Annotated in this window: 22 protein-coding genes; 11 read left to right on the top strand and 11 right to left on the bottom strand. The window is 45.2% G+C overall.

Annotation, left to right across the window (positions count from 1 at the left end; translation table 11 throughout):
• The first annotated feature begins 126 nt into the window (after window positions 1–126).
• The 3 genes from R7Q09_RS08155 (at window position 127) to R7Q09_RS08145 (ending at window position 5,175) form a co-directional block, all read left to right on the top strand.
• A complete protein-coding gene (locus R7Q09_RS08155) occupies window positions 127–1,989 on the top strand; it encodes a putative nucleotidyltransferase substrate binding domain-containing protein (protein ID WP_005388531.1) in 1,863 nt (620 codons plus the stop codon).
• Window positions 1,989–2,705: a 3'-5' exonuclease gene (locus R7Q09_RS08150; protein WP_005388533.1), complete on the top strand. Its 717-nt coding sequence runs from the start codon at window positions 1,989–1,991 to the stop codon at window positions 2,703–2,705. The genes R7Q09_RS08155 and R7Q09_RS08150 overlap by 1 nt, the downstream gene beginning before the upstream one ends.
• 688 nt (window positions 2,706–3,393) lie before the next feature.
• On the top strand, window positions 3,394–5,175 hold the full coding sequence (locus R7Q09_RS08145; protein ID WP_031781211.1) for a sodium:solute symporter family transporter: 1,782 nt from the start codon (window positions 3,394–3,396) through the stop codon (window positions 5,173–5,175).
• Between the two features lie 350 nt (window positions 5,176–5,525).
• Here R7Q09_RS08145 and R7Q09_RS08140 read toward each other — a convergent pair whose 3' ends face one another.
• From R7Q09_RS08140 to R7Q09_RS08130, 3 genes are all read right to left on the bottom strand, one after another.
• On the bottom strand, window positions 5,526–6,152 hold the full coding sequence (locus tag R7Q09_RS08140; RefSeq protein WP_033906971.1) for a hypothetical protein: 627 nt from the start codon (window positions 6,150–6,152) through the stop codon (window positions 5,526–5,528).
• Window positions 6,153–6,477: 325 nt separating this feature from the next.
• On the bottom strand, window positions 6,478–6,798 hold the full coding sequence (locus tag R7Q09_RS08135; RefSeq protein WP_005375836.1) for a DOPA 4,5-dioxygenase family protein: 321 nt from the start codon (window positions 6,796–6,798) through the stop codon (window positions 6,478–6,480).
• A gap of 396 nt (window positions 6,799–7,194) precedes the next feature.
• Window positions 7,195–7,389, bottom strand: coding sequence for a hypothetical protein (locus tag R7Q09_RS08130; RefSeq protein ID WP_182016134.1), 195 nt, complete (start codon window positions 7,387–7,389; stop codon window positions 7,195–7,197).
• Window positions 7,390–7,454: 65 nt separating this feature from the next.
• Here R7Q09_RS08130 and pdhA point away from each other — a divergent pair, with 65 nt between their 5' ends.
• Genes pdhA through R7Q09_RS08115 form a run of 3 tightly spaced genes read left to right on the top strand, consistent with a single transcriptional unit; the run spans window position 7,455 to window position 10,670 of the window.
• Window positions 7,455–8,549, top strand: coding sequence for a pyruvate dehydrogenase (acetyl-transferring) E1 component subunit alpha (gene pdhA, locus R7Q09_RS08125; protein ID WP_318070653.1), 1,095 nt, complete (start codon window positions 7,455–7,457; stop codon window positions 8,547–8,549).
• A complete protein-coding gene (locus R7Q09_RS08120; protein WP_042521051.1) occupies window positions 8,542–9,525 on the top strand; it encodes an alpha-ketoacid dehydrogenase subunit beta in 984 nt (327 codons plus the stop codon). Before pdhA ends, R7Q09_RS08120 begins: the two co-directional genes overlap by 8 nt.
• The gene (locus tag R7Q09_RS08115; protein ID WP_005375831.1) at window positions 9,522–10,670 is read left to right on the top strand and encodes a dihydrolipoamide acetyltransferase family protein; all 1,149 of its coding nucleotides are present in this window, start codon (window positions 9,522–9,524) and stop codon (window positions 10,668–10,670) included. Before R7Q09_RS08120 ends, R7Q09_RS08115 begins: the two co-directional genes overlap by 4 nt.
• 67 nt (window positions 10,671–10,737) lie before the next feature.
• Here the strand turns inward: R7Q09_RS08115 and R7Q09_RS08110 are convergent, their stop codons facing one another.
• A complete protein-coding gene (locus R7Q09_RS08110; RefSeq protein ID WP_318070654.1) occupies window positions 10,738–11,703 on the bottom strand; it encodes an electron transfer flavoprotein subunit alpha/FixB family protein in 966 nt (321 codons plus the stop codon).
• Window positions 11,704–11,840: 137 nt separating this feature from the next.
• Between R7Q09_RS08110 and R7Q09_RS08105 the strand changes: the two genes are divergently transcribed.
• Entirely contained in the window at window positions 11,841–13,502 is a 1,662-nt protein-coding gene (locus R7Q09_RS08105) for an electron transfer flavoprotein-ubiquinone oxidoreductase (RefSeq protein WP_262657237.1), read from the top strand.
• 59 nt (window positions 13,503–13,561) lie between these two features.
• Here the strand turns inward: R7Q09_RS08105 and R7Q09_RS08100 are convergent, their stop codons facing one another.
• The gene (locus R7Q09_RS08100) at window positions 13,562–14,446 is read right to left on the bottom strand and encodes a LysR family transcriptional regulator (RefSeq protein WP_005388553.1); all 885 of its coding nucleotides are present in this window, start codon (window positions 14,444–14,446) and stop codon (window positions 13,562–13,564) included.
• Between the two features lie 117 nt (window positions 14,447–14,563).
• Between R7Q09_RS08100 and R7Q09_RS08095 the strand changes: the two genes are divergently transcribed.
• Window positions 14,564–15,235 (top strand): type 1 glutamine amidotransferase domain-containing protein, encoded by a 672-nt coding sequence (locus R7Q09_RS08095; protein ID WP_213972799.1) that lies wholly within the window; start codon window positions 14,564–14,566, stop codon window positions 15,233–15,235.
• 84 nt (window positions 15,236–15,319) lie between these two features.
• Here the strand turns inward: R7Q09_RS08095 and R7Q09_RS08090 are convergent, their stop codons facing one another.
• Complete coding sequence (locus tag R7Q09_RS08090) at window positions 15,320–15,967, bottom strand: glutathione S-transferase family protein (RefSeq protein WP_033906965.1); 648 nt, start codon at window positions 15,965–15,967, stop codon at window positions 15,320–15,322.
• A 118-nt stretch (window positions 15,968–16,085) separates the two neighbouring features.
• Here R7Q09_RS08090 and R7Q09_RS08085 point away from each other — a divergent pair, with 118 nt between their 5' ends.
• A complete protein-coding gene (locus R7Q09_RS08085; protein ID WP_213914819.1) occupies window positions 16,086–16,916 on the top strand; it encodes a LysR family transcriptional regulator in 831 nt (276 codons plus the stop codon).
• A gap of 9 nt (window positions 16,917–16,925) precedes the next feature.
• Here the strand turns inward: R7Q09_RS08085 and R7Q09_RS08080 are convergent, their stop codons facing one another.
• The 5 genes from R7Q09_RS08080 to artP form a co-directional block, all read right to left on the bottom strand.
• Window positions 16,926–17,498, bottom strand: coding sequence for a protocatechuate 3,4-dioxygenase (locus tag R7Q09_RS08080; RefSeq protein WP_318070655.1), 573 nt, complete (start codon window positions 17,496–17,498; stop codon window positions 16,926–16,928).
• Window positions 17,499–17,637: 139 nt separating this feature from the next.
• On the bottom strand, window positions 17,638–18,306 hold the full coding sequence (gene artM / locus R7Q09_RS08075; protein ID WP_005388569.1) for an arginine ABC transporter permease ArtM: 669 nt from the start codon (window positions 18,304–18,306) through the stop codon (window positions 17,638–17,640).
• Window positions 18,303–18,992 (bottom strand): arginine ABC transporter permease ArtQ, encoded by a 690-nt coding sequence (artQ, locus tag R7Q09_RS08070; RefSeq protein ID WP_151515477.1) that lies wholly within the window; start codon window positions 18,990–18,992, stop codon window positions 18,303–18,305. The genes artM and artQ overlap by 4 nt, the downstream gene beginning before the upstream one ends.
• A 1-nt stretch (window position 18,993) precedes the next feature.
• Window positions 18,994–19,725, bottom strand: a complete 732-nt coding sequence (locus R7Q09_RS08065) for an arginine ABC transporter substrate-binding protein (protein ID WP_085568965.1) — start codon at window positions 19,723–19,725, stop codon at window positions 18,994–18,996.
• An 88-nt stretch (window positions 19,726–19,813) separates the two neighbouring features.
• Window positions 19,814–20,542: an arginine ABC transporter ATP-binding protein ArtP gene (gene artP / locus R7Q09_RS08060; RefSeq protein WP_017634245.1), complete on the bottom strand. Its 729-nt coding sequence runs from the start codon at window positions 20,540–20,542 to the stop codon at window positions 19,814–19,816.
• Between the two features lie 428 nt (window positions 20,543–20,970).
• On the opposite strand from artP, the gene R7Q09_RS08055 reads away from it, so the two are divergent.
• Window positions 20,971–23,205, top strand: coding sequence for a hypothetical protein (locus R7Q09_RS08055; RefSeq protein WP_318070656.1), 2,235 nt, complete (start codon window positions 20,971–20,973; stop codon window positions 23,203–23,205).
• A 141-nt stretch (window positions 23,206–23,346) separates the two neighbouring features.
• On the top strand, window positions 23,347–24,342 hold the full coding sequence (locus R7Q09_RS08050) for an ABC transporter substrate-binding protein (RefSeq protein ID WP_318070657.1): 996 nt from the start codon (window positions 23,347–23,349) through the stop codon (window positions 24,340–24,342).
• The last annotated feature ends 34 nt before the right edge of the window (window positions 24,343–24,376 follow it).

The following is a 24,376-nucleotide window of genomic DNA, read 5'->3' as shown; positions in this document are numbered from 1 at the left end:
GATCTAATAACTAGGCAAAAGCACGCATCTCGCGTGCTTTTTTAATTTCGTTTCCTCCATTCTTTATGGCACACCATCAACATTTTGATATATAGTAATACAAATGTATTTTGAGAATGTTGTGTTATGACCGACTCGCTACTGCCAAATATCATACAGTTTATCAGCCAGATTGATCCGTTTGACAAGGTACCTAAAGGTGCACTTCGCGAGCTTGCTTCATCTGTTAAGATCACTTATTTAAGCAAGGGGGATGTTGTTGATCAGTATTCTTCTAAGAACGAAAAGTCACTTTATATTATTAGAACTGGCTCTATCGAACAGCGTAAATCTGATGGCATATTGAGAGCTAAACTTGGTCCGGAAGATTTGTTTGGCTTCACTTTTCTTGGTAACGAAGTCGAAAGCGGGAAAGAATACAAAGCAATTGCAATCGAAAATTCATTAGTTTATGTAATTCCAAATGCTGCGCTGAAAAAGTTGTGCACTTCTCATCCTGAATGTGCTGAACATTTTGCATCACAAGCTCAGGTACGGCTAAAGTCAGCATTAGATGTCGTGTGGTCTAACAAAGAAAAAGGGTTGTTTATTCGGCGTGTAGAGGAAGTTGCTAGTGGTCGAGTTGCAATTGTAACCGCTGAGCAATCCATTCAGTCAGTCGCCAACGAGATGATCGATAAGTGCTCTCCCTGCGCTGTCGTTTATCGTGATAAAAAAATAGTTGGACTGATTACCGACCGAGATATGACAAAGCGAGTCATCGCCAAAGGATTAAGCATCTCAACACCAGTCGTCGAAGTTATGTCGCCTGATCCTAAAACAATTCATCCTGACGATTTAGTTCTGCACGCAGCCTCCATTATGATGCAGCACAACATAAGAAATTTACCCCTAGTCAGAGACAATAACGTCGTTGGCGTTTTGACAACAACGCACTTGGTTCAAAACCATCGAGTCCAAGCAATATTTTTAATTGAAAAGATCAAATATGCTGGCAGTGTCAAAGCTTTGTCTAGTTTTACGTCTGAGCGCCAAGCTATTTTTGAAGCATTAGTCGAAGGACGGGTTTCACCAGAAATCATTGGTAAAGTGATGACCATGATTATGGATGCGTACACTCGTAGGTTAATACAAATAGCCATTGATAAGTTGGGAACACCTCCCTGTGACTTCTCTTGGATTGTGGCAGGCTCTCATGCTCGCCAAGAAGTACATATGCTGTCAGATCAAGATAGCGCCATCGTATTAGATGATTCGGCAACAGATAACGACCGTATCTACTTCAAACATTTAGCAATGATAGTAAGTAATGGCCTGAATAAATGTAACTATCCATTGTGTCCAGGGAAGTTTATGGCAGCGACCCCTAAATGGTGCCAGCCTCTCTCTGTTTGGAAAAAGTACTATAAGAAATGGGTGGCAAATCCTGAATACGAGCGCCTCCTCAATATCAGTGTCTTTTTAGAAATCCGAACCGTTTATGGAAACAAAGACTTTGAACAGATACTTCGCGATGAGCTTCACTCTAACATCAACGCTAATAGAGAATTCCTTACGATGTTAGTTAACGATGCGGTGAAAACAAACCCACCGTTAGGAATATTCAATAGCCTAGTATTACAAAAATCGGGAGAGAACAAGAAAACGCTCGACGTAAAAAAATACGCGATTAATCTAATCATTGATCTTGCAAGGATTTATGGTCTGGCAGTTGAATGTGACCTCACTGCAACTGATGAGCGTTTTAAAGCAGCTAACGAAAAAGGACTGCTCAGCCATGACGCGTACAAAAATATAATAAACGCATATCAATTCATCTTGTCGTTTCGATTTGCCCATCAATTAGAAGCACTAAAAAGTGGAGATGAGCCAAATAACCACATTGACCCCAATACGTTCGGTAGTTTTGAACGTCAACATTTAAAAGACGCGTTCCGCATCATTGCAGATCTACAAGAAGTCGCCAAACTCCGTTTTGGGAGCCGATAATGAAGCGCTTACTTGAGTACTTTCATCCATTGACACGAAAAAATCGTCAGAGACAAAAGCACTGTAAAAAGAAGCACATCCCTCTTTATCTTAAAAAGCTGCTTCGCTCGCCAAATCTGGACGTAAATCAACGAGCTTTTGACACTGAGTTCATCGTTCTAGATCTTGAAACAACTGGCTTAGACAGTGAGGAAGAAGTCATTCTTTCCATGGGCTGGGTAGAGATTCGTCAAGGCCATATTGACTTAGCAACAAGCCAACACCTTTATGTACATAGCGACTCAAAAATTAAGCCCGAAACCATAGTTGTTAACCATATTACCCAACAAATGCTGACTGATGGAATCTCTATTCATGAAGCAATGCGGACATTCTTTAAAGCAGCAGAAAACAAAGTTATTGTTGCGCACGGATGTATAGTCGAAACTAGCTTTATTAATCAATATTTACAGCGAGTTTTCAACATAAAAGAGTTGCCGCTCATTTGGATAGACACCTTGCGAATAGAAAAAAGGTTACAAAGAGCTATCAATGCTTCCGATGAATCAGATGTGACTCTAGCAGCGACAAGGGAACGTTACGGGTTACCCGCTTACAACGGCCATAATGCACTTGCAGATGCAATTGCAACTGCAGAGTTACTATTAGTTCAACAAACCCGTATCGCACCTCAGACAAAAGCGACAGTCGGGCCCCTTTATCGGCTTAGCCTGTAATCATCCAGATCACAGGCCTATTTGCTAAACATGTTCTCTGTCACAATTTGGTATCATCAGCATTTACCTACATTAATAATACAATATCATTAATGGAGGCGACATTAGCAAAATGCAGCGAATAGCCATTGTCACTTGCCAACATCAGAGCGAGTGTAAACTGATTAGTTGCTCCATATCATAACTACATTTTAGAGAGCTTGGCATTGCATGTGCGCAATGATTGTCGAAGATCTAGCGGCGTTACATAAACAACCGAATTCAGGTGATGTCCCCTCGAACGTCATCTGCAGTGGTTAGTAATCATGTAAAGCCGCTGTTGCGAACTTCAGCCGACAGCTCGCGGTACTAGTACCGTTTAGCCCATGCAATACAGGCTTGCATGGGCTTTTTTTTAACAATCCTACATCAATCGATGTAATACACCTCTGCCCTAGATATGCATAAATCCGCGTCCATTCTTATTAGAGGACTTAAGACTCTCTATAAGTATATTCATAGAACCCATGCCTAAACTCGACACTTTTAGCAGCTTCAGAGAAAAGCAATATCTGACACCGATCACTTGTATGATTAATTAAAGGGTTTATTACGCCTTACCGGTCACGATTTTGAGTTATTGTACTACAAATAAGAAGGGCGAACGTTACTATTACTTAGGACAATAAACTACTTCAAAGGTCTAAAGATGGAACTCAATACTCTCATTGTGGGCATCTATTTTCTATTCTTAATCGCAATAGGTTGGATGTTCAGAACTTTTACTAGTACTACAAGCGACTACTTCCGAGGTGGCGGCAACATGCTTTGGTGGATGGTTGGAGCAACGGCGTTTATGACTCAATTCTCTGCTTGGACATTTACTGGCGCCGCTGGTAAAGCCTACAATGATGGTTTTGCTGTCGCTATTATTTTCCTTGCAAACGCGTTTGGTTACTTCATGAACTTCGCTTACTTTGCACCGAAATTTCGTCAGTTACGCGTCGTAACTGTCATAGAAGCCATTCGTATGCGTTTTGGTACAACAAACGAACAAGTATTTACTTGGTCTTCGATGCCAAACAGTGTTGTCTCTGCAGGTGTATGGCTTAACGCCCTTGCTATTATAGCTTCAGGTATTTTTGGTTTTGATATGACAGCAACCATCTGGATTACCGGTTTAGTTGTACTTGCGATGTCGGTAACTGGCGGCTCTTGGGCGGTTATCGCCTCCGATTTCATGCAAATGGTCATCATCATGGCGGTAACGATCACATGTGCAGCCGTTGCTATTGTTCAAGGTGGTGGCGTTACTGAAATTATCTCTAACTTCCCAGTCGCAGAAAGTGGGAGCTTTGTTGCAGGTAACAACCTGAACTACTTAAGCATCTTTAGTATTTGGGCGTTCTTTATCTTCGTTAAGCAGTTCTCTATTACAAACAATATGTTGAACTCTTACCGTTACCTAGCTGCAAAAGACTCTAAAAATGCAAAAAAAGCAGCTTTGCTAGCATGTGTATTGATGCTGGGTGGAGTTTTCATTTGGTTCATGCCTTCTTGGTATATTGCAGGCCAAGGTGTTGATTTAGCGGCAGCTTATCCAGATGCTGGTAACAAAGCAGGCGACTTCGCGTACCTATACTTCGTTCAAGAATACATGCCAGCAGGTATGGTTGGACTTCTGGTCGCTGCAATGTTTGCTGCTACGATGTCCTCTATGGACTCTGGTCTTAACCGCAATTCAGGTATTTTCGTAAAGAACTTTTATGAACCGATCGTTCGTAAAGGCCAAGCATCAGAGAAAGAGCTCGTCGCAGTTTCTAAAGCAACATCGGCGGTATTTGGCGTTGCAATTATTCTAATCGCGCAGTTTATAAACTCTCTAAAAGGTCTGAGTCTATTCGACACTATGATGTACGTTGGTGCGCTCATCGGATTCCCAATGACAATTCCAGCGTTTTTAGGCTTCTTTATCAAGAAAACTCCAGACTGGGCAGGTTGGGGAACTCTAGTTGTGGGTGGCATCGTTTCCTACCTTGTTGGGTTTGTTATCACAGCTGATATGGTGTCATCGGCGTTTGGCCTTGAGGAGTTGACTAGCCGAGAATGGTCTGATGTGAAAGTAGCAATAGGTCTAATCGGACACATGACGCTAACTGGTGGCTTCTTCATGTTGTCGACTCTATTCTACAAGCCTCTAACTGACAAACGTCAAGCAGATGTCGATAAGTTCTTTGAAAACCTATCAACGCCTCTTGTAGCGGAATCAGTGGCACAGAGAAAACTCGATAACAAGCAACGTCAAATGCTGGGTAAACTTATCGCGGTCGCAGGTATAGGTGTCATGTTTATGGCTCTGCTACCTAACCCAGTATGGGGGCGCTTAGTGTTTATTCTATGTGGTGCCATCGTCGGAGGTGTTGGTCTACTACTTGTAAAAGCTGTGGATTCAAGCGCTGAACAAGCCTCTGAACCTGTGACAGAAAGTTAAATCTCTTATTCTAATAAACGCGGCTATTCTTTGGCCGCGTTTTTTAATTCTAAGTTCCCAGTACGAACACTTCACCCTTTTACGAAGACATATCATCTTGTCTAGGGTTATCGAATTGCAGCTTTATTTTGTCATTCGATAAGGCTAAACCAGAACGTGATAATCTGATCGAGTTAAAAGTGCAGCCTACCTTGCTTAAGTAAACGCCCCAAAGCCATCCAAATACCTGATGAAGTAAAGATCTCGGCTCGTATACTTTGTTGCCGCTTCGTGATTTAGACTGGCTAGTCCTTTACACCACTACCTAGTCTACAAGCCAAACTATTCCCGCTGAACAAACCATCTCGGGATTACTTAGGTACACTATTTTCTCTTTTTGCAGATGGCACAACAACCGCTACCAATAAAGCTAACAGCAGGAACACAGGGCTAAGCATTAATCCATGCCAGATTGAATACCCATCATGGAACAGCCAGAATATACCAAGCGTCAGTAGGTACGAAAAGTAGCTGCAAAACACCAAGCTAATCGCGACAAAGCGCTTTTGATTAATAATAAGAATCCGCACTAGATACTGGCTAAGAATACCAGAGCAGCGCATGGCAAGTTGCCAATTAATGATAAAGAAAGCAAGCGCAATAAACCCAGCTACGACCAGTGCATCATGCGTGCTTAAAATGAAGTAGCTACCAAATCGGCTTATGATGACCGGATAATCGCCTTCGTATATCGTTGACCAAGATATTGCGTTCGCTGCTGCTACGTAATTGGCAAAATAAGCAATGGCGTAGAAAGTCGTTTGAGAACTGAACGGCTGAAATACATCCGTACAAAATTCTCGCCACTCTTCTTTGTTGGTGGTAGGCCCAACCCAGTCACGTTTTTTTTGAGCGGTACGCCCGGCAAACGCAGGCCCGTAGCGAAACAACAGCCAAAATATATAGAGTGCAAGTATAACCAAGAGTATTGAAAACATACCCTTCCCCCTCATAAATTATCGGCGCCACTGCCAATGGCGTTGGGGTCGTAAACTGCACTTCCCTGCTATACCTATTTGATTTATCAAAGACTTATTATTTTATTACCACCAAAATTCATTTAATGGCATGCTAAACAGCGATATTTTCACGCTTTGTGCGTGAAGTTCGAAAGCCTACTTTTAGGTTTAGCACAAAAATAGCTACAGCAAAGCGTAAGAGAGGGTTTCCGCACCCATCAATGAAGATGAGGCGTTAAGCAGAAGCTGCGACCGCAATGAGAAGAGAAGGATTCAAAGCGGTCATGCATGGGCGAGAAAGCAACTATTTCTCTAACTTTTCTTCAAATACACCAATCTCTCTGCCCAACCAAATCGCGCGTTCTGTGTGATCGAGCAACTCTTCTTCGCTTACTGGGTGAATAAGCACAGAAAAATCGCCTCGAATCGTATCAAGCCACGCCAAGAACTCTTCACTCAATGATTCTAGATGAATTTCAAACATCGGCATTTTGTGTGGGCCAACTAACCGTCCAACTAATGGAAACACACGCAGCACATCTTGACGCTCTTGACGGATGATCTCGTTCAAGGCTTGCGCTTTATCTTGTTCTCTTAGGGGAAAATAAACATGAGCGTGGTACATAACTTCTCCATAATCACTTCCGCTTGAGCACCACCTACTTTGGATAAGCTCAAGGACTGCCGAGGGTATACATTTGTAATGCCGTCACCCTACCTTGATTCCACTCAGTTGGGAAGAAGTTATGCATTCTCATAAGGTCGAGGCTTCGAGCACAACAAAAATTTGCAATTCATCATATAGCAACTGTTTGAGTTGATTCATTAATAATGACTCACTTTGTCAAATTTTACAGCCAAATTTTGTTGCAAATATGTTTCATTAACCAGTAATTAAATTCGAGTTTAAAAATGCCACCAACAAAATAGCAGCATATTACTCTGCAAAATCAGGGTGTAAGCAAAACTTTACTACTGAGCGAAAGTCAAAATGAAGCATAATTTAACAATTTGTTTACACTTATTGTATCTGGCTATACCACGATTTAGTTAGAGGGTTAGATACAGAAAAGCCTTTCTCTGTATCTTGCGGTGAAATAATCGCAGCGATGTTATCGACAAATAGTTTAAAGGACGAACAGATGCCTACCGCTATCGAAAGCACACGCAACCTTAGGTATGGCCTTTGCGCTGATATCAGAGTTTGAGTACCCATACAAACTCTGGTTTTGTATGAACAGCTGCAGTCCAAAAGACCCGCAGCGTCAAAAGGAGCTTGAGATGAACGTTCAGGCATTACCCATGCATCGGTTTATCGACCATCGTGGGGACCTAGTCGACCAACTACCCAACTGGGCTGACACTGAAACATTGGTCGGGTTTTACCGAGATATGGTATTAACTCGCACTTACGACAACAAAGCAGTTGCCTTGCAACGCACCGGTAAGCTAGGGACCTATCCCTCACACTTAGGCGCGGAAGCCATAGGCATTGCGGTCGGCAGAGCACTTAAAGCCGATGATGTGTTTGTTCCTTACTACCGCGATATGCCTGCGATGTGGTGTCGTGGCATTGGCATGGAAAAGAACCTTCAATACTGGGGTGGCGATGAGCGCGGGAGTGATTTTGCTCCTGAAGGCAGTCCGGTTCCTAGCCGAGACCTTCCCTACTGTGTACCCATAGCGACGCAATGTACGCATGCTGTCGGGGTGGCTTCCGCGCTAAAAATTCAAGGTAACCATGAAGCTGCGCTAGTCATGTGCGGCGATGGTGGTACATCCAAAGGGGACTTTCTTGAGTCAATAAACTGCGCAGGTACTTGGAATATTCCACTTGTTTTCGTCGTAAACAATAACCAGTGGGCAATTTCAGTGCCGCGTAGTCTCCAATGTGCCGCCGATTTCTTATCAGAAAAAGCGCAAGGTGCAGGTATACCGGGTATTACTGTCGATGGTAACGATGTCGTCGCCGTTTATGATGCAACTAAAACCGCCCTTGAGAGAGCAAGAAAAGGGAAAGGTGCAACACTCATCGAAGCGGTGAGTTACCGACTGAGTGACCACACTACGGCCGATGATGCGACTCGTTATCGTAAAGAAGATGATGTTCAAACTGCATGGCAATACGAACCTATCACACGTCTTAAAACGTACCTCCTTAATCAAGGCGCTTGGAGCGACGAACAAGAACAGCAATGGCTAGATTACTGTAAAGAGCAAGTAGAGTTAGCTGTTGAACGCTATCTGAGCTTACCGCCACAAGCACCAGAAACCGGTTTCGATTATTTGTATGAATCGCTACCTCAAGAGCTTCATGCACAAAGAGATGAACTCATCAACAAGGCAATGAGAATGCAGGGAGGCAGACATGGCTGAGCTAACGTTGGTTGAAGCAGTAAACCTTGCCCTGCACCACGAGATGCAACAAGACCCCAATGTTGTCGTACTAGGTGAAGACGTGGGCGATAATGGTGGTGTATTTCGTGCCACTGTTGGACTCAAGCAAGAGTTTGGTCTTAAACGAGTCATCGATACGCCACTCGCTGAAGCCTTAATCGGCGGGGTTGCGGTCGGTATGGCAACGCAAGGATTACGACCTGTCGCCGAATTTCAGTTTCAAGGTTTCGTTTTTCCTGCGATGGAGCACTTAATGTGCCACGCGGCTCGAATGCGTAACAGAACTCGCGGTCGGCTCACTTGTCCCGCGGTTTTTCGTGCGCCATTTGGCGGCGGTATCCACGCTCCGGAACACCACTCAGAAAGCGTGGAAGCGTTATTTGCTCACACTGCTGGATTTAAAGTGGTGATTCCTTCTTCTCCACAACGCGCATACGGCTTACTTCTCGCTGCAATTAGAAGCAATGATCCCGTCATGTTCTTCGAACCGAAGCGCATATATCGCACCGTTAAATCTGAAGTCGTTGATAACGGCGAAGCACTCCCACTCGACACCTGCTTCACCTTACGCAAGGGGCGAGATATCACGCTCGTTACTTGGGGCGCATGCGTCGTAGAGTCACTTCAGGCCGCGCAAACCTTGTCTAGTCAGGGAATTGAAGTCGAGGTGATTGATTTGGCGAGTATTAAGCCAATTGATACCGCGACGATTTTCAGCTCACTAGAAAAAACTGGACGTTTACTCGTTGTTCATGAAGCGAGTAAAACTTGTGGTGTGGGATCTGAGCTATTAGCTCGAACCGCTGAACACGCCATGTGCTTACTTAAAGCCCCACCTAAACGAGTAACTGGAATGGACACCATTATGCCTTATTACCGTAACGAAGATTATTTCATGGTTCAGAAAGAAGACATTGTGACCGCAGCGCGCGAACTCGTGGAGGATTGGAAATGAAGACGTTTAACTTACCCGATCTCGGCGAAGGCCTCGCTGAATCAGAAATTGTAAAATGGCACGTTAATGTCGGTGACATGGTTAAATTAGATCAAGTGATCTTAACCGTAGAGACAGCAAAAGCGACGGTCGACGTCCCTGCCCCCTATTCGGGCCGTGTGGTCAGCCGTCATGGTGAGGAAGGTGAAATCGTCAATATTGGTGCATTACTGCTAGAGATTGATGAAACAGGTGCCGGGAGAGAAGTAACGGCAGAGAAAAAAGCCACTGCTGACGCCGCAACCGTCGTCGGTAGCGTTTCTCACCAAGCGCATCATGTTAACGTTGATGATTTCTGGATTGGTGGCAACCACAACACGACAGAAAGTAACCTCGTTACCGCCCTGCCTTCGGCTCGCTTGTTGGCACAAAAACTTGGGGTAGATCTTAACCTTGTGTCAGGTAGTGGCCCGAACGGACTTATCGTAGATGCCGATATTTACGACGAAGCCGGAAAACAGCGTCCAGGCACCGAAGTTTTGAAAGGCGCTCGACGTACCATGGTATCGTCTATGACCGAATCGCACGAACATGTTGCTGCCGTAACCATTACGGAAGAAGCATTGTTGGAAGATTGGCTGCCAAACGAAGATATCAGTATCCGCCTTGTTCAAGCGATTGTTCATGCGTGTCAAGAAGAGCCCGCTTTAAACGCTTGGTTTGATGCCGAAACCATGACACGCTGTGTACACACAACGGTCAATGTAGGAATTGCAGTAGATAGCCGTCATGGATTGTACGTGCCAGTCTTGCGCCACGCAGATGAATACGAGCCACAAGATGTTCGTCGTTGGCTCGATCAAACCGTTGAAGGGATCAGAGAGAGAAAAATCGGTCGTGAGCAATTGCAGCACGCGACGATTACGCTTTCCAACTTCGGCGCGATTGCCGGTATTTACGCGACACCTGTCGTCACACCGCCACAAGTCGCTATTGTCGGCGCGGGCCGAATACTCGACCGAGTTGTGATAAGAAATGGTCAAGCAATTTCGGTGAAAGCAATGCCGCTATCCGTAACGTTTGATCATCGCGCTTGTACTGGTGGTGAAGCTGCAAGGTTTACGAAAGTACTTGCAGAGCACCTGCAACGTCCGAGCGAAAAGTAACTTATTAAAATCAAATGATAAAGGCTTCCAATTTGGAAGCCTTTTGTTTTAGGGAACAAGACTATATCTACAGCTTCTCTAACAGCTCAGGCATTACCACAAACAAATCGCCGACCAATCCATAATCTGCAATGTCAAAAATAGGCGCATCCGGATCGCTATTAATTGCAACAATCACCTTGGAATCTTTCATTCCCGCCAAATGCTGGATCGCGCCAGAAATTCCGACGGCAATGTATAACTCCGGTGCAACAATTTTGCCGGTTTGCCCGACTTGATGGTCATTAGACACATAGCCCGCATCGACCGCCGCTCGTGACGCCCCTACCGCTCCACCTAGCTTGTCAGCCAATTGTTCTACTAAAACAAACTTCTCTTTACTCCCGAATGCACGCCCCCCCGACACCACTACTCTAGCCGCTGGCAATTCTGGTCGCTCACTTTCTGGCGTTTGTTGCGAAACAAACTCACTAAGTTTATTGATAATCACCGTGTCGACTTGAGTAAGCTTAGGGACAACTGGCGTGTCAGATAGCTCTGCGACATCAAAAGCCGTACTTCTTATGGTCATCACTTTATAGGGGTCATTCGACGTGACTCTCGCCAATGCATTTCCAGCATAAATTGGACGAATCACCGTATCGATAGACTCGATTGTCATCACGTCAGAAAGTTGACCAACATTAAGCAACGCCGCCACACGAGGCATCACATTCTTACCAAATGTACTGGCAGGAGAAAGAATGTGTGAGTAGTTTTTGGCTACTTGTGAGATCAAAGGTGCGATATTTTCCGCTAATCCATGTTTATATCCCTTCGCATCAACCCAGATAATTTCTGCAACACCCTGAACGCAATTCAACTCATCCAAAACTGATTGGCACTGATATCCAATAAGCAACACAGAAACAGGAAGCGATTTATCATCATCCTTAATCTCAAATGCCGCTTTAATTGCACACAGCGTCCCTACAGCCAACGATTGGTTGTCATGCTCTGCGAGCACAAGTGTTGCTAATGGTCGGTCTTCCATGGTCATGCCTCATATAACACGTCAGATCCATTACTTGAGCTTAGTCCACTTCACGTTAACGTCAACTGAGCTATAGTTTTCTGTATAGAAACCAAAACCTGTCACGCAGATGACGATAATAGAAAGGAAGCATAAAGATGGAACGAGAATGCATGGAGTTTGATGTCGTGATCGTGGGGGCCGGACCTGCAGGCTTAAGCGCCGCTTGTCGGCTAGCTCAACTCAACCAAGACAGTGAAGGTGACGCACTTTCAATTTGCGTTGTAGAAAAAGGCTCAGAAGTGGGCGCACATATTTTATCTGGCGCTGTTTTTGAAACTAGTGCCTTAGATGAGCTTTTCCCCAATTGGAAAGAAATGGACGCCCCGCTAGCAGCCTCAGTTCAACGAGATGATTTCCTTTATCTTACTACTGAACAAAACCATATTCGCGCTCCCCACTTCCTTACACCGCGTCCAATGATAAATGGCGAGAACAATTACGTAATTAGCCTTGCCAACCTTTGCCGTTGGCTCGCTAACCAAGCAGAAAATCTTGGGGTGGAAGTTTTTCCGGGCTTTGCCGCTGCAAGCATCAATTATGATCAGACTGGCGCCGTGACAGGCATTAACACGAGCGATATGGGACTAGATAAGAACGGCCAGGCCAAACCTAACTTTGAACCAGGTATCGAGCTAAGGGCAAAATACACCCTTTTTGCTGAAGGTTGTCGCGGACATCTGGGTAAAGAACTTATTCAAAGGTTCGACCTAGACGCAGGAAAGCAACCACAGCACTACGCGCTTGGCCTAAAAGAGATATGGGAGTTACCCACTGACAGTAAGGATGTATCTGGCAGTGTTATCCACTCCGCTGGCTGGCCCTTGAGTGAAACAAATACCACAGGCGGCGGTTTTCTCTATCACATGGAGAACAACCAAATCGCCGTCGGGCTTATTGTCGACTTGAATTACAGCAATCCTTACTTAAGTCCGTTTGACGAATTTCAACGCTTTAAGCACCACCCTGCGATCGTACAACATTTGAAAGGCGCCCAACGAATCGCTTATGGCGCAAGAGCCATTGCGAAAGGTGGGCTTTCCTCTCTGCCGAGACAGCAATTCCCTGGCGGTTTATTGATTGGTTGTGATGCGGGGACTTTGAACGTCGCAAAAATTAAAGGCAGCCACACAGCAATGAAGTCCGGAATCATTGCAGCAGAAGCGGTACATACGGCCCGACAAACTGGAGCTTCTGAGCCAGACTACCAGTCGTTGTTTGAATCATCATGGTTGTATGACGAACTCGCCGAAACGCGTAACTTTGGCGCGAACATTCATAAGTTTGGCAGCATACTTGGCGGTGCTCTTTCGACTTTTGAACACAACCTGTGGCAACCACTGGTTAAGAAACCGTTACCTTGGTCTATCAAGGACTATTCGCACGATCATGAGCAGTTAAAACCTAAACAAGAGTGCCACCCAATTGCATACCCAAAACCAGATGGTGAAATCAGTTTTGATAAGCCTTCGTCGGTATTTTTGTCGGGAACACAGCACGAAGAGAATCAACCTTGTCACCTTGTTCTGACTTACCCTCACATTCCAATTGATGTGAATTTAGGTATGTATGACGAACCGAGTCAGCGCTATTGCCCCGCTGGGGTTTACGAAGTGGTGGAAGTGGACAATAAGTTGAAGTTTCAGATAAATGCCGCCAACTGCGTGCATTGCAAAACCTGTGACATCAAAGATCCTTCTCAAAACATCACATGGAAAGCACCAGAAGGTGGCGGTGGACCGAGCTATCAAAACATGTAGATACGTTAGTATGTTGACGATCTAACAAATGGATAAACAAACCGATTGGCAGAGCCTCATTACTCCTGCCAATCGGCAAAATGATCAAGCAAGAAGTCGATAGCCAATCGCGCTCGTAGTGGTAGAAAGTGACGATTCTGATAAACAATCCAGCTGCTGTTGCCACTTCCCCAATAGGGCTCTAGGATTGGCACCAAACGACCAGACGAAATAGCATCGTTGAAACTGCTCTTCGGTAAGTACGCCACACCTAATCCTTCTGCACAGGCTTGCAAGACCGTGTGTGCGTTATTGCTCTTCCATCTGCCCTGCACTTTTACGCCATCTAAAGGCTTGCCGTCTTTTTCAAACAACCAAACGTCTTTGTTGGCAATAATGCAGCTATGACGCTTGAGTTGCTCGGGGTGCGTTGGCAAACCATGTTCATCGAGATAACGCTGACTGGCTGCCGCTGCCATGGGACGATCCACCAGCTTTCTCGCAACCAAGCCTGAATCACTCAACCTTCCGTAACGAATAGCGAAATCGAAGCCATCTTCAATAAAGTTGACCATGCTGGTGTTGAAGTTGATTTCTACCGTGAGATTAGGATGTTGCTTGGCAAACGCCATCAAGGCAGGCGCTACATGGTTCTCAGAAAACGCACCAGCGGCGCTCACGCGTAACGTACCACTCAGTTGAGTTTGCTGCGTGGTGAGCTGTTCATTCGCTTGCTGAAGCCCAATCACCAACTCTTTACACTGCTGATAATACGCTTGCCCTGCTTCCGTTAGACTCACCATTCTTGTCGAACGTGCTAACAAGGCGACACCTAATCGCTCTTCTAATCTTGTGACTTGACGACTGACATGACTGGTACTGCAACCTAACTGTTTTGCCGCTGCAGAAAAACCTAAGCTCTCAGCAACCGTAACAAACTCATTGATACCTTCAAAACTGTCCATACTTACCTTTGCTATATAGCAATAATGTTTTGCCAATTAATCGTATTATCACTTATTTGTTTAGCAATTAGTATGAAGGTGTTCAACAAATACACGTAAGCCAAAAAGGAAACCATCATGAAGAAAGTACTCATCATTGTGACGAACCATGCGACCCTAGGTGAAACTGACCAAGCAAACGGAACTTACGCGCCAGAGCTCACTCATGCGCTTAGCGAACTACTAGATGCAGGCTTCGATTACGACATTGCCTCTATCAAAGGCGGGCAAGCACCACTGTACGGAACCGACATCGAAGGCGACGCAGTCAACGAGAAAATCTTAGCGGATGATGATTTCCAGAACCGCATCAACAACACGATTCCAGTGTCACAAATCAACGGTGACAACTACGATGCGATCTTCTATCCGGGTGGTTTTGGTCTTCTTTCAGACCTAGCGAGCAACGAAGATTTTGCCAAGATTTCTGCAAAACACTATGAAGATGGCGGTATTGTGGCTGCAGTTTGTCATGGTCCGGGCGCTCTTCTACCTATCACGCTTAGCAATGGCGAAAAGCTACTTTCGTCTAAATCAGTAACAGGTTTCACTCGTGAAGAAGAGATCGACTTCGGCACCATCAACGATATCCCATTCCTATTGGAAGAATCTCTTGCACGCAACGCAGCGCGCTACTCTAAAGTGCAACCATGGCAAGAGTTTGTAATTGTGGATGATCGTGTCATCACAGGTCAAAACCCAACGAGCGCACACGGCGTAGGCAGAGCGATTGTTGAACACCTAGCTTAAACGCGCCGGAAACTACAACCATCCTAGAAGAGGAAAGCGTGCTTTGTCATGCTTTCCCTTGCTACAGGCGATCGCAAGATGCGCTTATACTTCTACCCCTGCTTCATCTTCTTCTACGATATCCGTTTCTTGGTTCGCCTCTTCCAACCATTGCTGTAAAGATTCACTTGCTAGCACCTTTTGTTGGTAAGCTTTGGCACCTTCCGATAACTCGATGCCGTAAGTTTGGAAACGCAATGCCACAGGTGCATACATAGCATCCGCTATCGACCATTCTCCAAATAGCCAACCGTTTGGATGCAGTTCTGCTTGCTCTGCCCAAATAGCGTCAATGCGAGCAATATCTTTACGTGCCCCCTCCGTTAGATCGACTTTTCTGCGTGCGCGGATGTTCATTGGGAGTTCGCTTCTTAAGTTAAAGAAACCCGAATGCATTTCTGATGCGATGGCGCGTGCTTTAGCCCGTTCCGCAGACTTACTTGGCCATGCTTTGCCTTGTAAGTATTGCTCGTTAACGTATTCCAAAATCGCTAATGAATCCCACACGGTTGCGTCATCATCCACTAAGGTAGGGACTTTCGCGGTTGGTGTAATACCTTCCAAGGTCTTATAAAAATCTTCCGTGAATAATTTGAGCTTGGTGACTTCGACATCTAGTTTGAATTGAGAAAAGATCAGCCATGCGCGCAGTGACCAGCTTGAGTAGTTTTGGTTAGCAATAAACAGTTTCATGACGCCTCCATGCGGTTTGTGTTTTGAGTACCCATTCACAATATCTGATTGTATTTAAGGGGACTAACGGATAGTTTTGATGGAACACTTCAACAAAAACGATGGATGAGTTTTAGATATGGATATCGATGCGTTACGCAGCTTTCTGGCTTTTGTCGAAACGGGAAGTTTCACTCGTGCAGCCAAGCAGATCAATCGCACCCAATCCGCGTTCAGTGCGCAAATGCGTAAGCTAGAAGACGAACTCAGCGTCAGTTTGTTTGAAAAAGAAGGTCGCAATCTTGTCTTAAGTGAAGCGGGATTAGCACTACGCTCTCACGCAGAGCAATTGGTTAGCTTGCACAATCAAGCACTGAAACAAGTGAAACGTTATGAAAATAAGCGTCCTCTTCGCTTAGGTTGCCCAGAAGATTACAACGACAATATCTTGCCTAAAGTCATCCGCGTATTACAGCAATCTGAGCCCACATGTTCGATTCAGGTCTTTAGTGAGCCGAGCATCACCTTGAGAGAAAAACTTGATGAAGGAAAGCTAGACGCCGCTATTGTGACAAGAGCACCGGATAGTGAAGAAGGTTATTGGCTAGCAAGCGACAAAGGCGTGTGGATTGCTCATCCTGATTTTGACATTGAGAACGCCCAACCTCTCCCTCTCGCCCTATTCCAAACCGACTGTAAATACCATGCGGCAGCAGTAGACGGATTAACCAAACGTGGCACTCCTTATCAACTACTGGCATGTTGCAATACGGCTTCTGCACAACGAGCAATTGTACGTTCAGGCATGGCTATCGGTGCGATGGGCAGTATTAGCGTTAGCGAGGATCTTAAGATCTTAGACGATATGCCATCGCTACCTTCCGTGGATATCGTTTTGGTCACGGGCGTCGAGCCTCATCCGATACTGGATAAAGAATGCTTGGCGCAATTGGTTGAGTTAATGGTTTAACCGGATTAGCTAGCCAATCACAAAGTTAAATTCGCCCGTTAACCGCCCGTCGATTCGTATAGTTTCAAACTGCAGATAATCACGGGCTTTGCCTCCCCACCATTCATCGCCAGTATTGCCTTTCAAGTACAACTGAGTGGTCAGAAGCTCTTGGTTATCCCGCCACAACTTAACGTGAATGTGCGGTGGACGAGAGGCATAAGGCACGGGGTACAAGGTCTGAAACAAGTAGTGACCATCCGATTGAGTTAAAACTGCACCAAAGCCAGCAAAGTGCGCATCAAACTTATCGTTATTTGGTTGCTTAGGATGATCGTAAATCCCCTGCCCATCGCATTGCCAGATTTCTACTTTGATGCCTGAAACTGGGTTTCCCGATGTATCTACTACTCTGCCTTGCAACACGATAGGTTCACCGACCAAGCCTTCTGATTGCAGAATCAAGTTTTGACGAAGAGGAATATCCACTACTGGATAAAATGGCCCTTCTGTTTGTGCTGGCGTCGGCCGCATTGGTGTCGTCGCTTTTAAAGAGGAGGCGAACAACAATGTCCACAGCGCTAAAAAGTGTCTTCTTTCCATGGTGCCACCAATACAATTGCATTGAATTAAGTTTGGTGGAACTTGAGGGATTTGCCATAACGAATATAAAAAATGCCCCTGCAAGAGAGTCATTTGCAAAGGCACTGTGGAACTAAATGATAAATGTTTGATCGAAGGATTATGCGGCTTCGAACGCCAGTGCTTTCTTCTCTACCTGACGGAAAATGAGAGTCAGCACACCATTTACCGTTAAATAAAATGCGCCTGCAATACCAAATACCGTCAACGTGTCGTAGGTTTGTGCGTTAATGCGTTGCGCGTAGCCCATCAGATCCATGATCGTAATCGTGCTTGCTAGTGACGTACCTTTGAAGACCAAAATCACTTCGTTCGAGTAAGCCGGAACCGCACGACGAATAGCGTATGGCAGCAGTACTTTTAGTGTTGCGGTTTTGTTCATACCTAATGCACGACACGCTTGCCATTGACCGGAAGGAATCGCGTTAAACGCTCCTTTGAACAACTGAGTGCTGTATGCAGCGGTATTCAACGCTAACGCCAACATCGCACAGAACCAAGGTTGGCTTAACCATGTCCAGAATACACTTTCTCTTACTGCGTCAAACTGACCAGGACCGTAGTACACCAAAAAGATCTGTACCAACAAAGGCGTACCAGTGAACAAGGTGATGATGCCACGACTTACCCAATGCAAACCCGGAGTACGCAGGATCAGAGTCAGCGTCATCATCAAAGCTAAAAGACAGCCCACAACCAAGGAAGCGGCGGTCAATTGAAGGCTAGTGCCTAAGCCATCCAGCATTTGCCAAACGTGTTGTTCGTTCATGCGGTTGCCTCCTGTCCCATGCTCATGCCTTGAATTGAGAACTTCTTATCAATCTGTTTGACGGCACGTTGCGTAATCAAAGTAATGCCTAAGTAAATCGCCGCAGCAGTTGCGTACCATGTAAACGCTTCATGCGTCGCTGCAGATGTTAGCTGCGCTTGCTTCAATAAATCCGTTACACCAATCAGTGATACAAGCGCGGTATCTTTCAGCAAAACCAGCCATTGGTTAGTTAAACCTGGTAGTGCGTGTCTTACTGCTTGTGGCAAAACAATGCGAACAAAAGCGTGTGCTTGACTGATGCCGAGTGCACTTGCTGCTTCTCTCTGCCCTCTTCCAACGGCTTTTAATGCGCCACGTAGAGTTTGAGAAGCGTAGGAAGCGAAGATCAATGACAACGCCACCACGCCAGACAAGAACGGGCTAACTTCAATAAAGTCGCCGGTGATTAAAAACAGAACCTGCGTCGAACCAAAATAGATAAACAACACGACAAGGATTTCTGGCAAACCGCGTACAATCGTCACAAACGCCGTCATTGGCCATTTAACGAAAACGCGGCGAGACATTTCACCACTGGCGAATACCACTGCCAGAATCAAACCGACTAAGAGGCTTGTGAAGGCTAGCTGGACAGTCATCCAACTAGCTTGAACAAGCGATAAAGAGTAACCCGTTAGTGCCATATTACTTACCGAAGTATTTGTTGTAGATTACGTCGTATTCGCCGTTTGCTTTCACTGTTTTCAGTGCTGTGTTCAGCTTGTTCACTAGCTCGTCGTTACCTTTATTTACTGCGATACCGAAACCGTTACCGAAGTATTTAGGGTTAGTGACGTGCTCACCCACGTAAGCTAGGTTGTCTTCTTTCTTGAACCATTCTGCTACGACTGCTGTGTCACCGAATACAGAATCAATACGGCCATTTTTCATATCGATGAACGCGTCTTGGTAGCTTGAGTAAGGAACCGCGGTTACGCCCGGCATTTGCTCAATCAGGTAGCTTTGGTGTGTTGAACCGTTTTGAACACCAACACGCTTACCTTCTAGTGCTTTTTGATCAGCCACTTTTTCTTTGATAGAAACAAACGCTGCTGAGTTGTCATAGTATGCATTCGTGAAATTCACTTGCTCCAAACGCGCCTCAGTAATGTCCATTGCAGAGATTGCCGCATCGTAGCGCTTGAATTTTAATGCTGGGATCAGGCTGTCAAAAGATTGGTTGTGGAAGGTGCATTTTGCTTCGATTTCTTTACATAGTGCATTCGCCAGATCCACATCAAAACCTTGGATTTGGTTGTTTTCATCCATGTATTCGAATGGGGCGTACGTCGCTTCCATCGCAAATTTGATCTCTTCTTGTGCTGCTGCATTCGCTGAGACAAGTCCGATTAGTGAAGCTAGTAGAATCTTTTTCATTGCAATACTCCGTGTGTACTTAGTGGGCTGACACTCGCAATGACAGCCGAGCTTATCTGTTAAATAGACTGAACTTTAAAAACGTGATTTAGTGATTTAAGTAGTCAGCAAACTGGGCGGTTTGCGGGTTAGAAAACGAATCATTTGTGCCGTGCTCAACGATGTGTCCTTTTTCTAAATACAGTACGTGGCTAGCGATTTTCTTGGCGAAATCCACTTCGTGCGTCACAACTACTTGTGTAATTCCGGTTTCGCTTAAATCTTTAATAATCTTAACGACTTGGTTAGTAATTTCCGGATCAAGCGCAGCGGTCGGTTCATCAAAAAGCAAGACTTCCGGTTTCATCATCAATGCACGAGCAATCGCCACACGTTGTTGCTGACCACCAGAAAGTTGCATCGGCCATGCATCCGCTTTGTCTGCCAAATGCAGCGTCGCAAGAATTTGCATTGCCTGCTTCTTCGCTTCTTCTTTATCCATGCCAGCGACTTTTACCGGAGCCTCAATCAGGTTCTCCATCACTGTCATATGCGGCCATAGGTTGTACTGTTGGAACACCATGCCCACTTTACGACGAAGCGCTAAACCTTGCTTCTCTTTGATTTCAGTTGAAAAGTCGAATGCGTCATTAGCGATGTTTAACTGGCCGTTATCCGCTCCTTCAAGAAGGTTAAGAACACGTAGTAGAGAGCTCTTCCCTGCACCACTCGGACCGAGTAACACCAGTGTTTCGCCGCTTTCACACTTAAAGCTGACATCGTGAAGCACTTGTGTCTCACCGTAGGATTTATTGATTCCGCTTACCTGAATAGTCATGCTGACATACCGCATTAATTGTCACTTGGTATTTATATTACTCAACTGGACTTTTTATGCAATAAAAATGTATAAAAATTTAATTTGTTAATTTTTTGTATGATCAGCTACCACCAAGACAGAGTATCTGACTGGTTTGAAGAGTTAGTTTTAACTGAATTTGTTGAAGAAAAATCCAACAACATGGTGACGACCGAAACAAGGTTAAAATGGTGGTTATTTTTGTGCTGACGTGTAGAGGAAGTTTTGAGTCTATGAGGATGATCTATTCCAAGTACACCCGCTCATTTTTGCACAGCATCCCCTGTTAGTTTTCCTGTAAAGTCCTCTATGGCAGGGTCCTGATTACGACTTCGCGAATGGACTATAATTTCTCTTTGTATTCTGGCCCTTAATTCGAGTCATCTAAGTATGAGTGAGATAACCCCATGTTGAAGTCGCATTGTTTTTCTCTCATTGCACTTGCTTCTCTGAGCTTACTTTCTATACCCAGCGTTTGGAGTAGAACAGCAATCGTGTTACCTGGATTGCATGAACAGGGTATTGATCTTCAAGATAAGCCTATCTCTGCTGCGGCTACACGTGAATGGGAACTGGATTATGCTGATATCTTATTCGGCGCTTACGAAAGTAAAAGTCATAATGAGCGTGTACAAGCACTTGGTTACATGTACAACCAAAAGCTGGAACTTAACTCAGGTTGGCTGGAAAACGATATACGTAACCAAGCAGAACTGAATGGAATTGACTACGAAGATTTCTTTCTCCACTTTTCTGAAGACACTATCCTAGCTGAAGTCGACTCAAGCCATGGTGAGAATACTCTACTCAATCGAAAACCGATGATCGTTGGCTATACCGCCAGCGCTGACCACGCCGGTTTTTGGCTATATCAACCACCGCCATGGGATGCTGATGTATTTGGCCAGGCGAATAATGGTGGAGCCCTCTATGTCTATCACTCAGAGAAGTTCGACCGCTTAGCCTTTACGTTCTCTCAGTTTGCTCAAGGCGGCAGCTTCACGATTGAATACCCTTCTGCTATCGACTCGTTTGGTCGGGTAACTGAATGGAAAAGCTTCGCGATTAAAAAAGACAAAACTGAGAACATGACTAAAAACCAAACAGTAAGCTGGTCAGTTTCTTTGGATTGGGTTCGCGCTACAACGCATGATGGTAGCGGAAAAACTTATGGTGGCGGTCAGTACTTTGGCTCCACCTTTTTACGCGACGGCGGCCGCCTTTACGTTGCGAAAATTACTTGGCATGACGACAACATAGAAAACCGCCCACGTCTCGAAAACATTCAACTCAAAGATAGCTTCCCTGCCGTCTATATCTCAGGAGCACCAACGGAGACACCTGAAGGTCAAACCATTCAACGCTGGCGTAAAATTCGTGGCTTCGACACATCTGCAGATCGAAACCAAGACAATTATCTTTCTTGGAATGAATACAAAAACCGTTCAAATAAGAATGCAACCGCACGATTTCGTTGGGAGTCACGCGTTATTCCATTTGGTCGTATGTGGAATCAAACCTCTTCTTGGGCATTGACCAATCTCGGCAATCCCTTTTTTGCCAATACAATGCGCCACTCTTACCAAGCTGAATGGGCGAAACAAGGTTTAAATGGTGCGTACAACGACGATACGAATAAGTTACTCGGTGCAAATCAGTTCTACATATATTCCGGAGGCACAGTGGATGAGCTTGGTTTGGTGGCGGGTAGCCAAGCTGCTGACGATGCGTACAAGGCGCAATTCTCGGCGTTCTTGAATAAACTGGCAACGCTGGATGAAGATGCGTTAATTGGCCTCAACATAGGTACGGCAAACTTATTCGGTCGTAATGGGCAAAACCACTTGGTTAACGCTGGCTCCTTGTACTTGCGCGAGCACTACCTTTTCCCTTCTACCGGCTTTAGTGGCTATGCTGGGTTAGCTAAGTTTTGGGATAACTCTGCACTCGCCAAAGCTGGCCAGAAAGTGATTTATCAAGCGACAACGCGTTATGGTCGCGTTCAATACTTTGGGAACACAGAAGACAATTGGAAACAGGACCAATACTCTGCACTAGCAGTGTTCTACTTAAACTATCACCCTGAGCGCAGTTACTTTAATCAGTGGAACAATGGCTACTTATATGGAAGTAATAACACAACAAGTGACAACTTCTGGAAGGCAGGCGTACCAATGAATATTGCTTATCAACCTAGCACCTTGCTTGCCGTTGATTTGGGAGAGCCTGCCAATCAAATACCAGAGGGGTATCAGGCGACTCCGGTAATGATGTCCACCAGCACGCCCTATTCCGCCGATTACACAGTGATTGGAGATGCTTCTATGAGCATAGTGGCTCATCCTGACTTGCCTAATGGCGCTATCGATTTGTTACCAACCCATACGTACTTTGCGTATCACTCAGACGATACGGTAGTGATGCATGGCCCTACAGAGATGGTGTTAGCCCGCGAATTCACCAAAGGCCGAGTTCTGTATCGAACTGATTTCTTTGGTAAGAATATCGATTATTTCACCTCACCGAAGATGTCAATCGTGCTTCCAGAGCCTATGCGACCTGTAGATCAAGACGGTAACATCGGCGACTATGTTTCTCATATTGAGATTGGCGGCTACGAAGGAGTGTTCTTGCTGTATTAACGCCCTTTAAACCCTTCTCACCAAACACTTCATAAATCGCCGTTTTTATGCTTAACGCCACTGAAAAAAACTTGTTCACTGAATCTTTATAAACCGATGTATATACTGAAGTAAATGACAACGACAAGGAAATTCAGTCACATGAAGACGACACCTTCAATGCTATCTGTTCTGCTGCTATCAGCATTATCTACTCATGCAAATGCGGACGAATGCGGAAAAATAACCATCGCAGACATGAATTGGAATTCGGCCAGCTTAATGGCGCACATCGACCAATTTGTCTTAAATGAAGGCTACCAGTGCGATGCGGAATTGATCCCTGGTGATAGCGTTCCTACAGGCACCTCTATGATTGAAAAGGGACAGCCTGACGTTGCGCCAGAGTTATGGACAAACGGTATTAAAGAAGCACTTGATAAAGGGATTGCGGATAAACGCTTGCGCATCGCTAGTGAATCGCTTGTCAATGGTGGTGAAGAAGGGTTTTGGGTTCCCGCCTATCTGGTAAAACAGTATCCAGAACTCGCGACGATAGAAGGCGTCATCAAGCACGCCAAACTATTTGAACACCCAGAAGATGATGACAAGTTCGCGTTCTATAGCTGCCCTGCTGGTTGGACATGCCAAATCACCTCCGGTCACTTGTTTAATGCATTAGGGTTAAGTGAGCACGGCTTTGAGATGGTTGACCCAGGATCTGGCGCAGCATTAGCTGGCACCATCGCCAAAGCCTATGATCGCAAAATGCCTTGGTTTGGTTACTACTGGTCACCGACCCCCGTATTGGGCAAGTATGATATGATCAAAGTGGATTTTGGTAGCGGGACAGATTTAGAAGAGTATCGCAACTGTACCACTCAGCCTGATTGCGCTTCACCAAAAGTAACAATGTACCCACCTTCTCCAGTTCGCACAGTAACAACTGAGGCGTTTGCGAGCAAAGAACCCCAAGCATTCACGTACTTGCAGAAACGCGGATTTACCAACGAGCAAATGAGTGAAATGCTGGCCTGGATGGAAGATAACTACGCGGACGGTGAAGAAGCGATGTTTTACTTCTTTAATACCTACCCTGACTTGTGGAAAGGCTGGGTATCTGAAGACGTCGCGGTGAGAATCGAAAAAGCGCTTTGATGATTAATACTTAAAGTGCCACAAATCATTTAAC

The organism is Vibrio sp. 2130-1, from assembly GCF_033339515.1.
This window is presented reverse-complemented; position numbering and strand designations above follow the sequence as displayed.

Bases quoted from the DNA above. Each gene is read 5' to 3' on its own strand.
- R7Q09_RS08155 (WP_005388531.1), top strand. From the start codon at position 127: ATGACCGACTCGCTACTGCCAAATATCATACAGTTTATCAGCCAGATT.
- R7Q09_RS08150 (WP_005388533.1), top strand. From the start codon at position 1,989: ATGAAGCGCTTACTTGAGTACTTTCATCCATTGACACGAAAAAATCGT.
- R7Q09_RS08145 (WP_031781211.1), top strand. From the start codon at position 3,394: ATGGAACTCAATACTCTCATTGTGGGCATCTATTTTCTATTCTTAATC.
- R7Q09_RS08140 (WP_033906971.1), bottom strand. From the start codon at position 6,152: ATGTTTTCAATACTCTTGGTTATACTTGCACTCTATATATTTTGGCTG.
- R7Q09_RS08135 (WP_005375836.1), bottom strand. From the start codon at position 6,798: ATGTACCACGCTCATGTTTATTTTCCCCTAAGAGAACAAGATAAAGCG.
- R7Q09_RS08130 (WP_182016134.1), bottom strand. From the start codon at position 7,389: ATGGGTACTCAAACTCTGATATCAGCGCAAAGGCCATACCTAAGGTTG.
- pdhA (WP_318070653.1), top strand. From the start codon at position 7,455: ATGAACGTTCAGGCATTACCCATGCATCGGTTTATCGACCATCGTGGG.
- R7Q09_RS08120 (WP_042521051.1), top strand. From the start codon at position 8,542: ATGGCTGAGCTAACGTTGGTTGAAGCAGTAAACCTTGCCCTGCACCAC.
- R7Q09_RS08115 (WP_005375831.1), top strand. From the start codon at position 9,522: ATGAAGACGTTTAACTTACCCGATCTCGGCGAAGGCCTCGCTGAATCA.
- R7Q09_RS08110 (WP_318070654.1), bottom strand. From the start codon at position 11,703: ATGGAAGACCGACCATTAGCAACACTTGTGCTCGCAGAGCATGACAAC.
- R7Q09_RS08105 (WP_262657237.1), top strand. From the start codon at position 11,841: ATGGAACGAGAATGCATGGAGTTTGATGTCGTGATCGTGGGGGCCGGA.
- R7Q09_RS08100 (WP_005388553.1), bottom strand. From the start codon at position 14,446: ATGGACAGTTTTGAAGGTATCAATGAGTTTGTTACGGTTGCTGAGAGC.
- R7Q09_RS08095 (WP_213972799.1), top strand. From the start codon at position 14,564: ATGAAGAAAGTACTCATCATTGTGACGAACCATGCGACCCTAGGTGAA.
- R7Q09_RS08090 (WP_033906965.1), bottom strand. From the start codon at position 15,967: ATGAAACTGTTTATTGCTAACCAAAACTACTCAAGCTGGTCACTGCGC.
- R7Q09_RS08085 (WP_213914819.1), top strand. From the start codon at position 16,086: ATGGATATCGATGCGTTACGCAGCTTTCTGGCTTTTGTCGAAACGGGA.
- R7Q09_RS08080 (WP_318070655.1), bottom strand. From the start codon at position 17,498: ATGGAAAGAAGACACTTTTTAGCGCTGTGGACATTGTTGTTCGCCTCC.
- artM (WP_005388569.1), bottom strand. From the start codon at position 18,306: ATGAACGAACAACACGTTTGGCAAATGCTGGATGGCTTAGGCACTAGC.
- artQ (WP_151515477.1), bottom strand. From the start codon at position 18,992: ATGGCACTAACGGGTTACTCTTTATCGCTTGTTCAAGCTAGTTGGATG.
- R7Q09_RS08065 (WP_085568965.1), bottom strand. From the start codon at position 19,725: ATGAAAAAGATTCTACTAGCTTCACTAATCGGACTTGTCTCAGCGAAT.
- artP (WP_017634245.1), bottom strand. From the start codon at position 20,542: ATGACTATTCAGGTAAGCGGAATCAATAAATCCTACGGTGAGACACAA.
- R7Q09_RS08055 (WP_318070656.1), top strand. From the start codon at position 20,971: ATGTTGAAGTCGCATTGTTTTTCTCTCATTGCACTTGCTTCTCTGAGC.
- R7Q09_RS08050 (WP_318070657.1), top strand. From the start codon at position 23,347: ATGAAGACGACACCTTCAATGCTATCTGTTCTGCTGCTATCAGCATTA.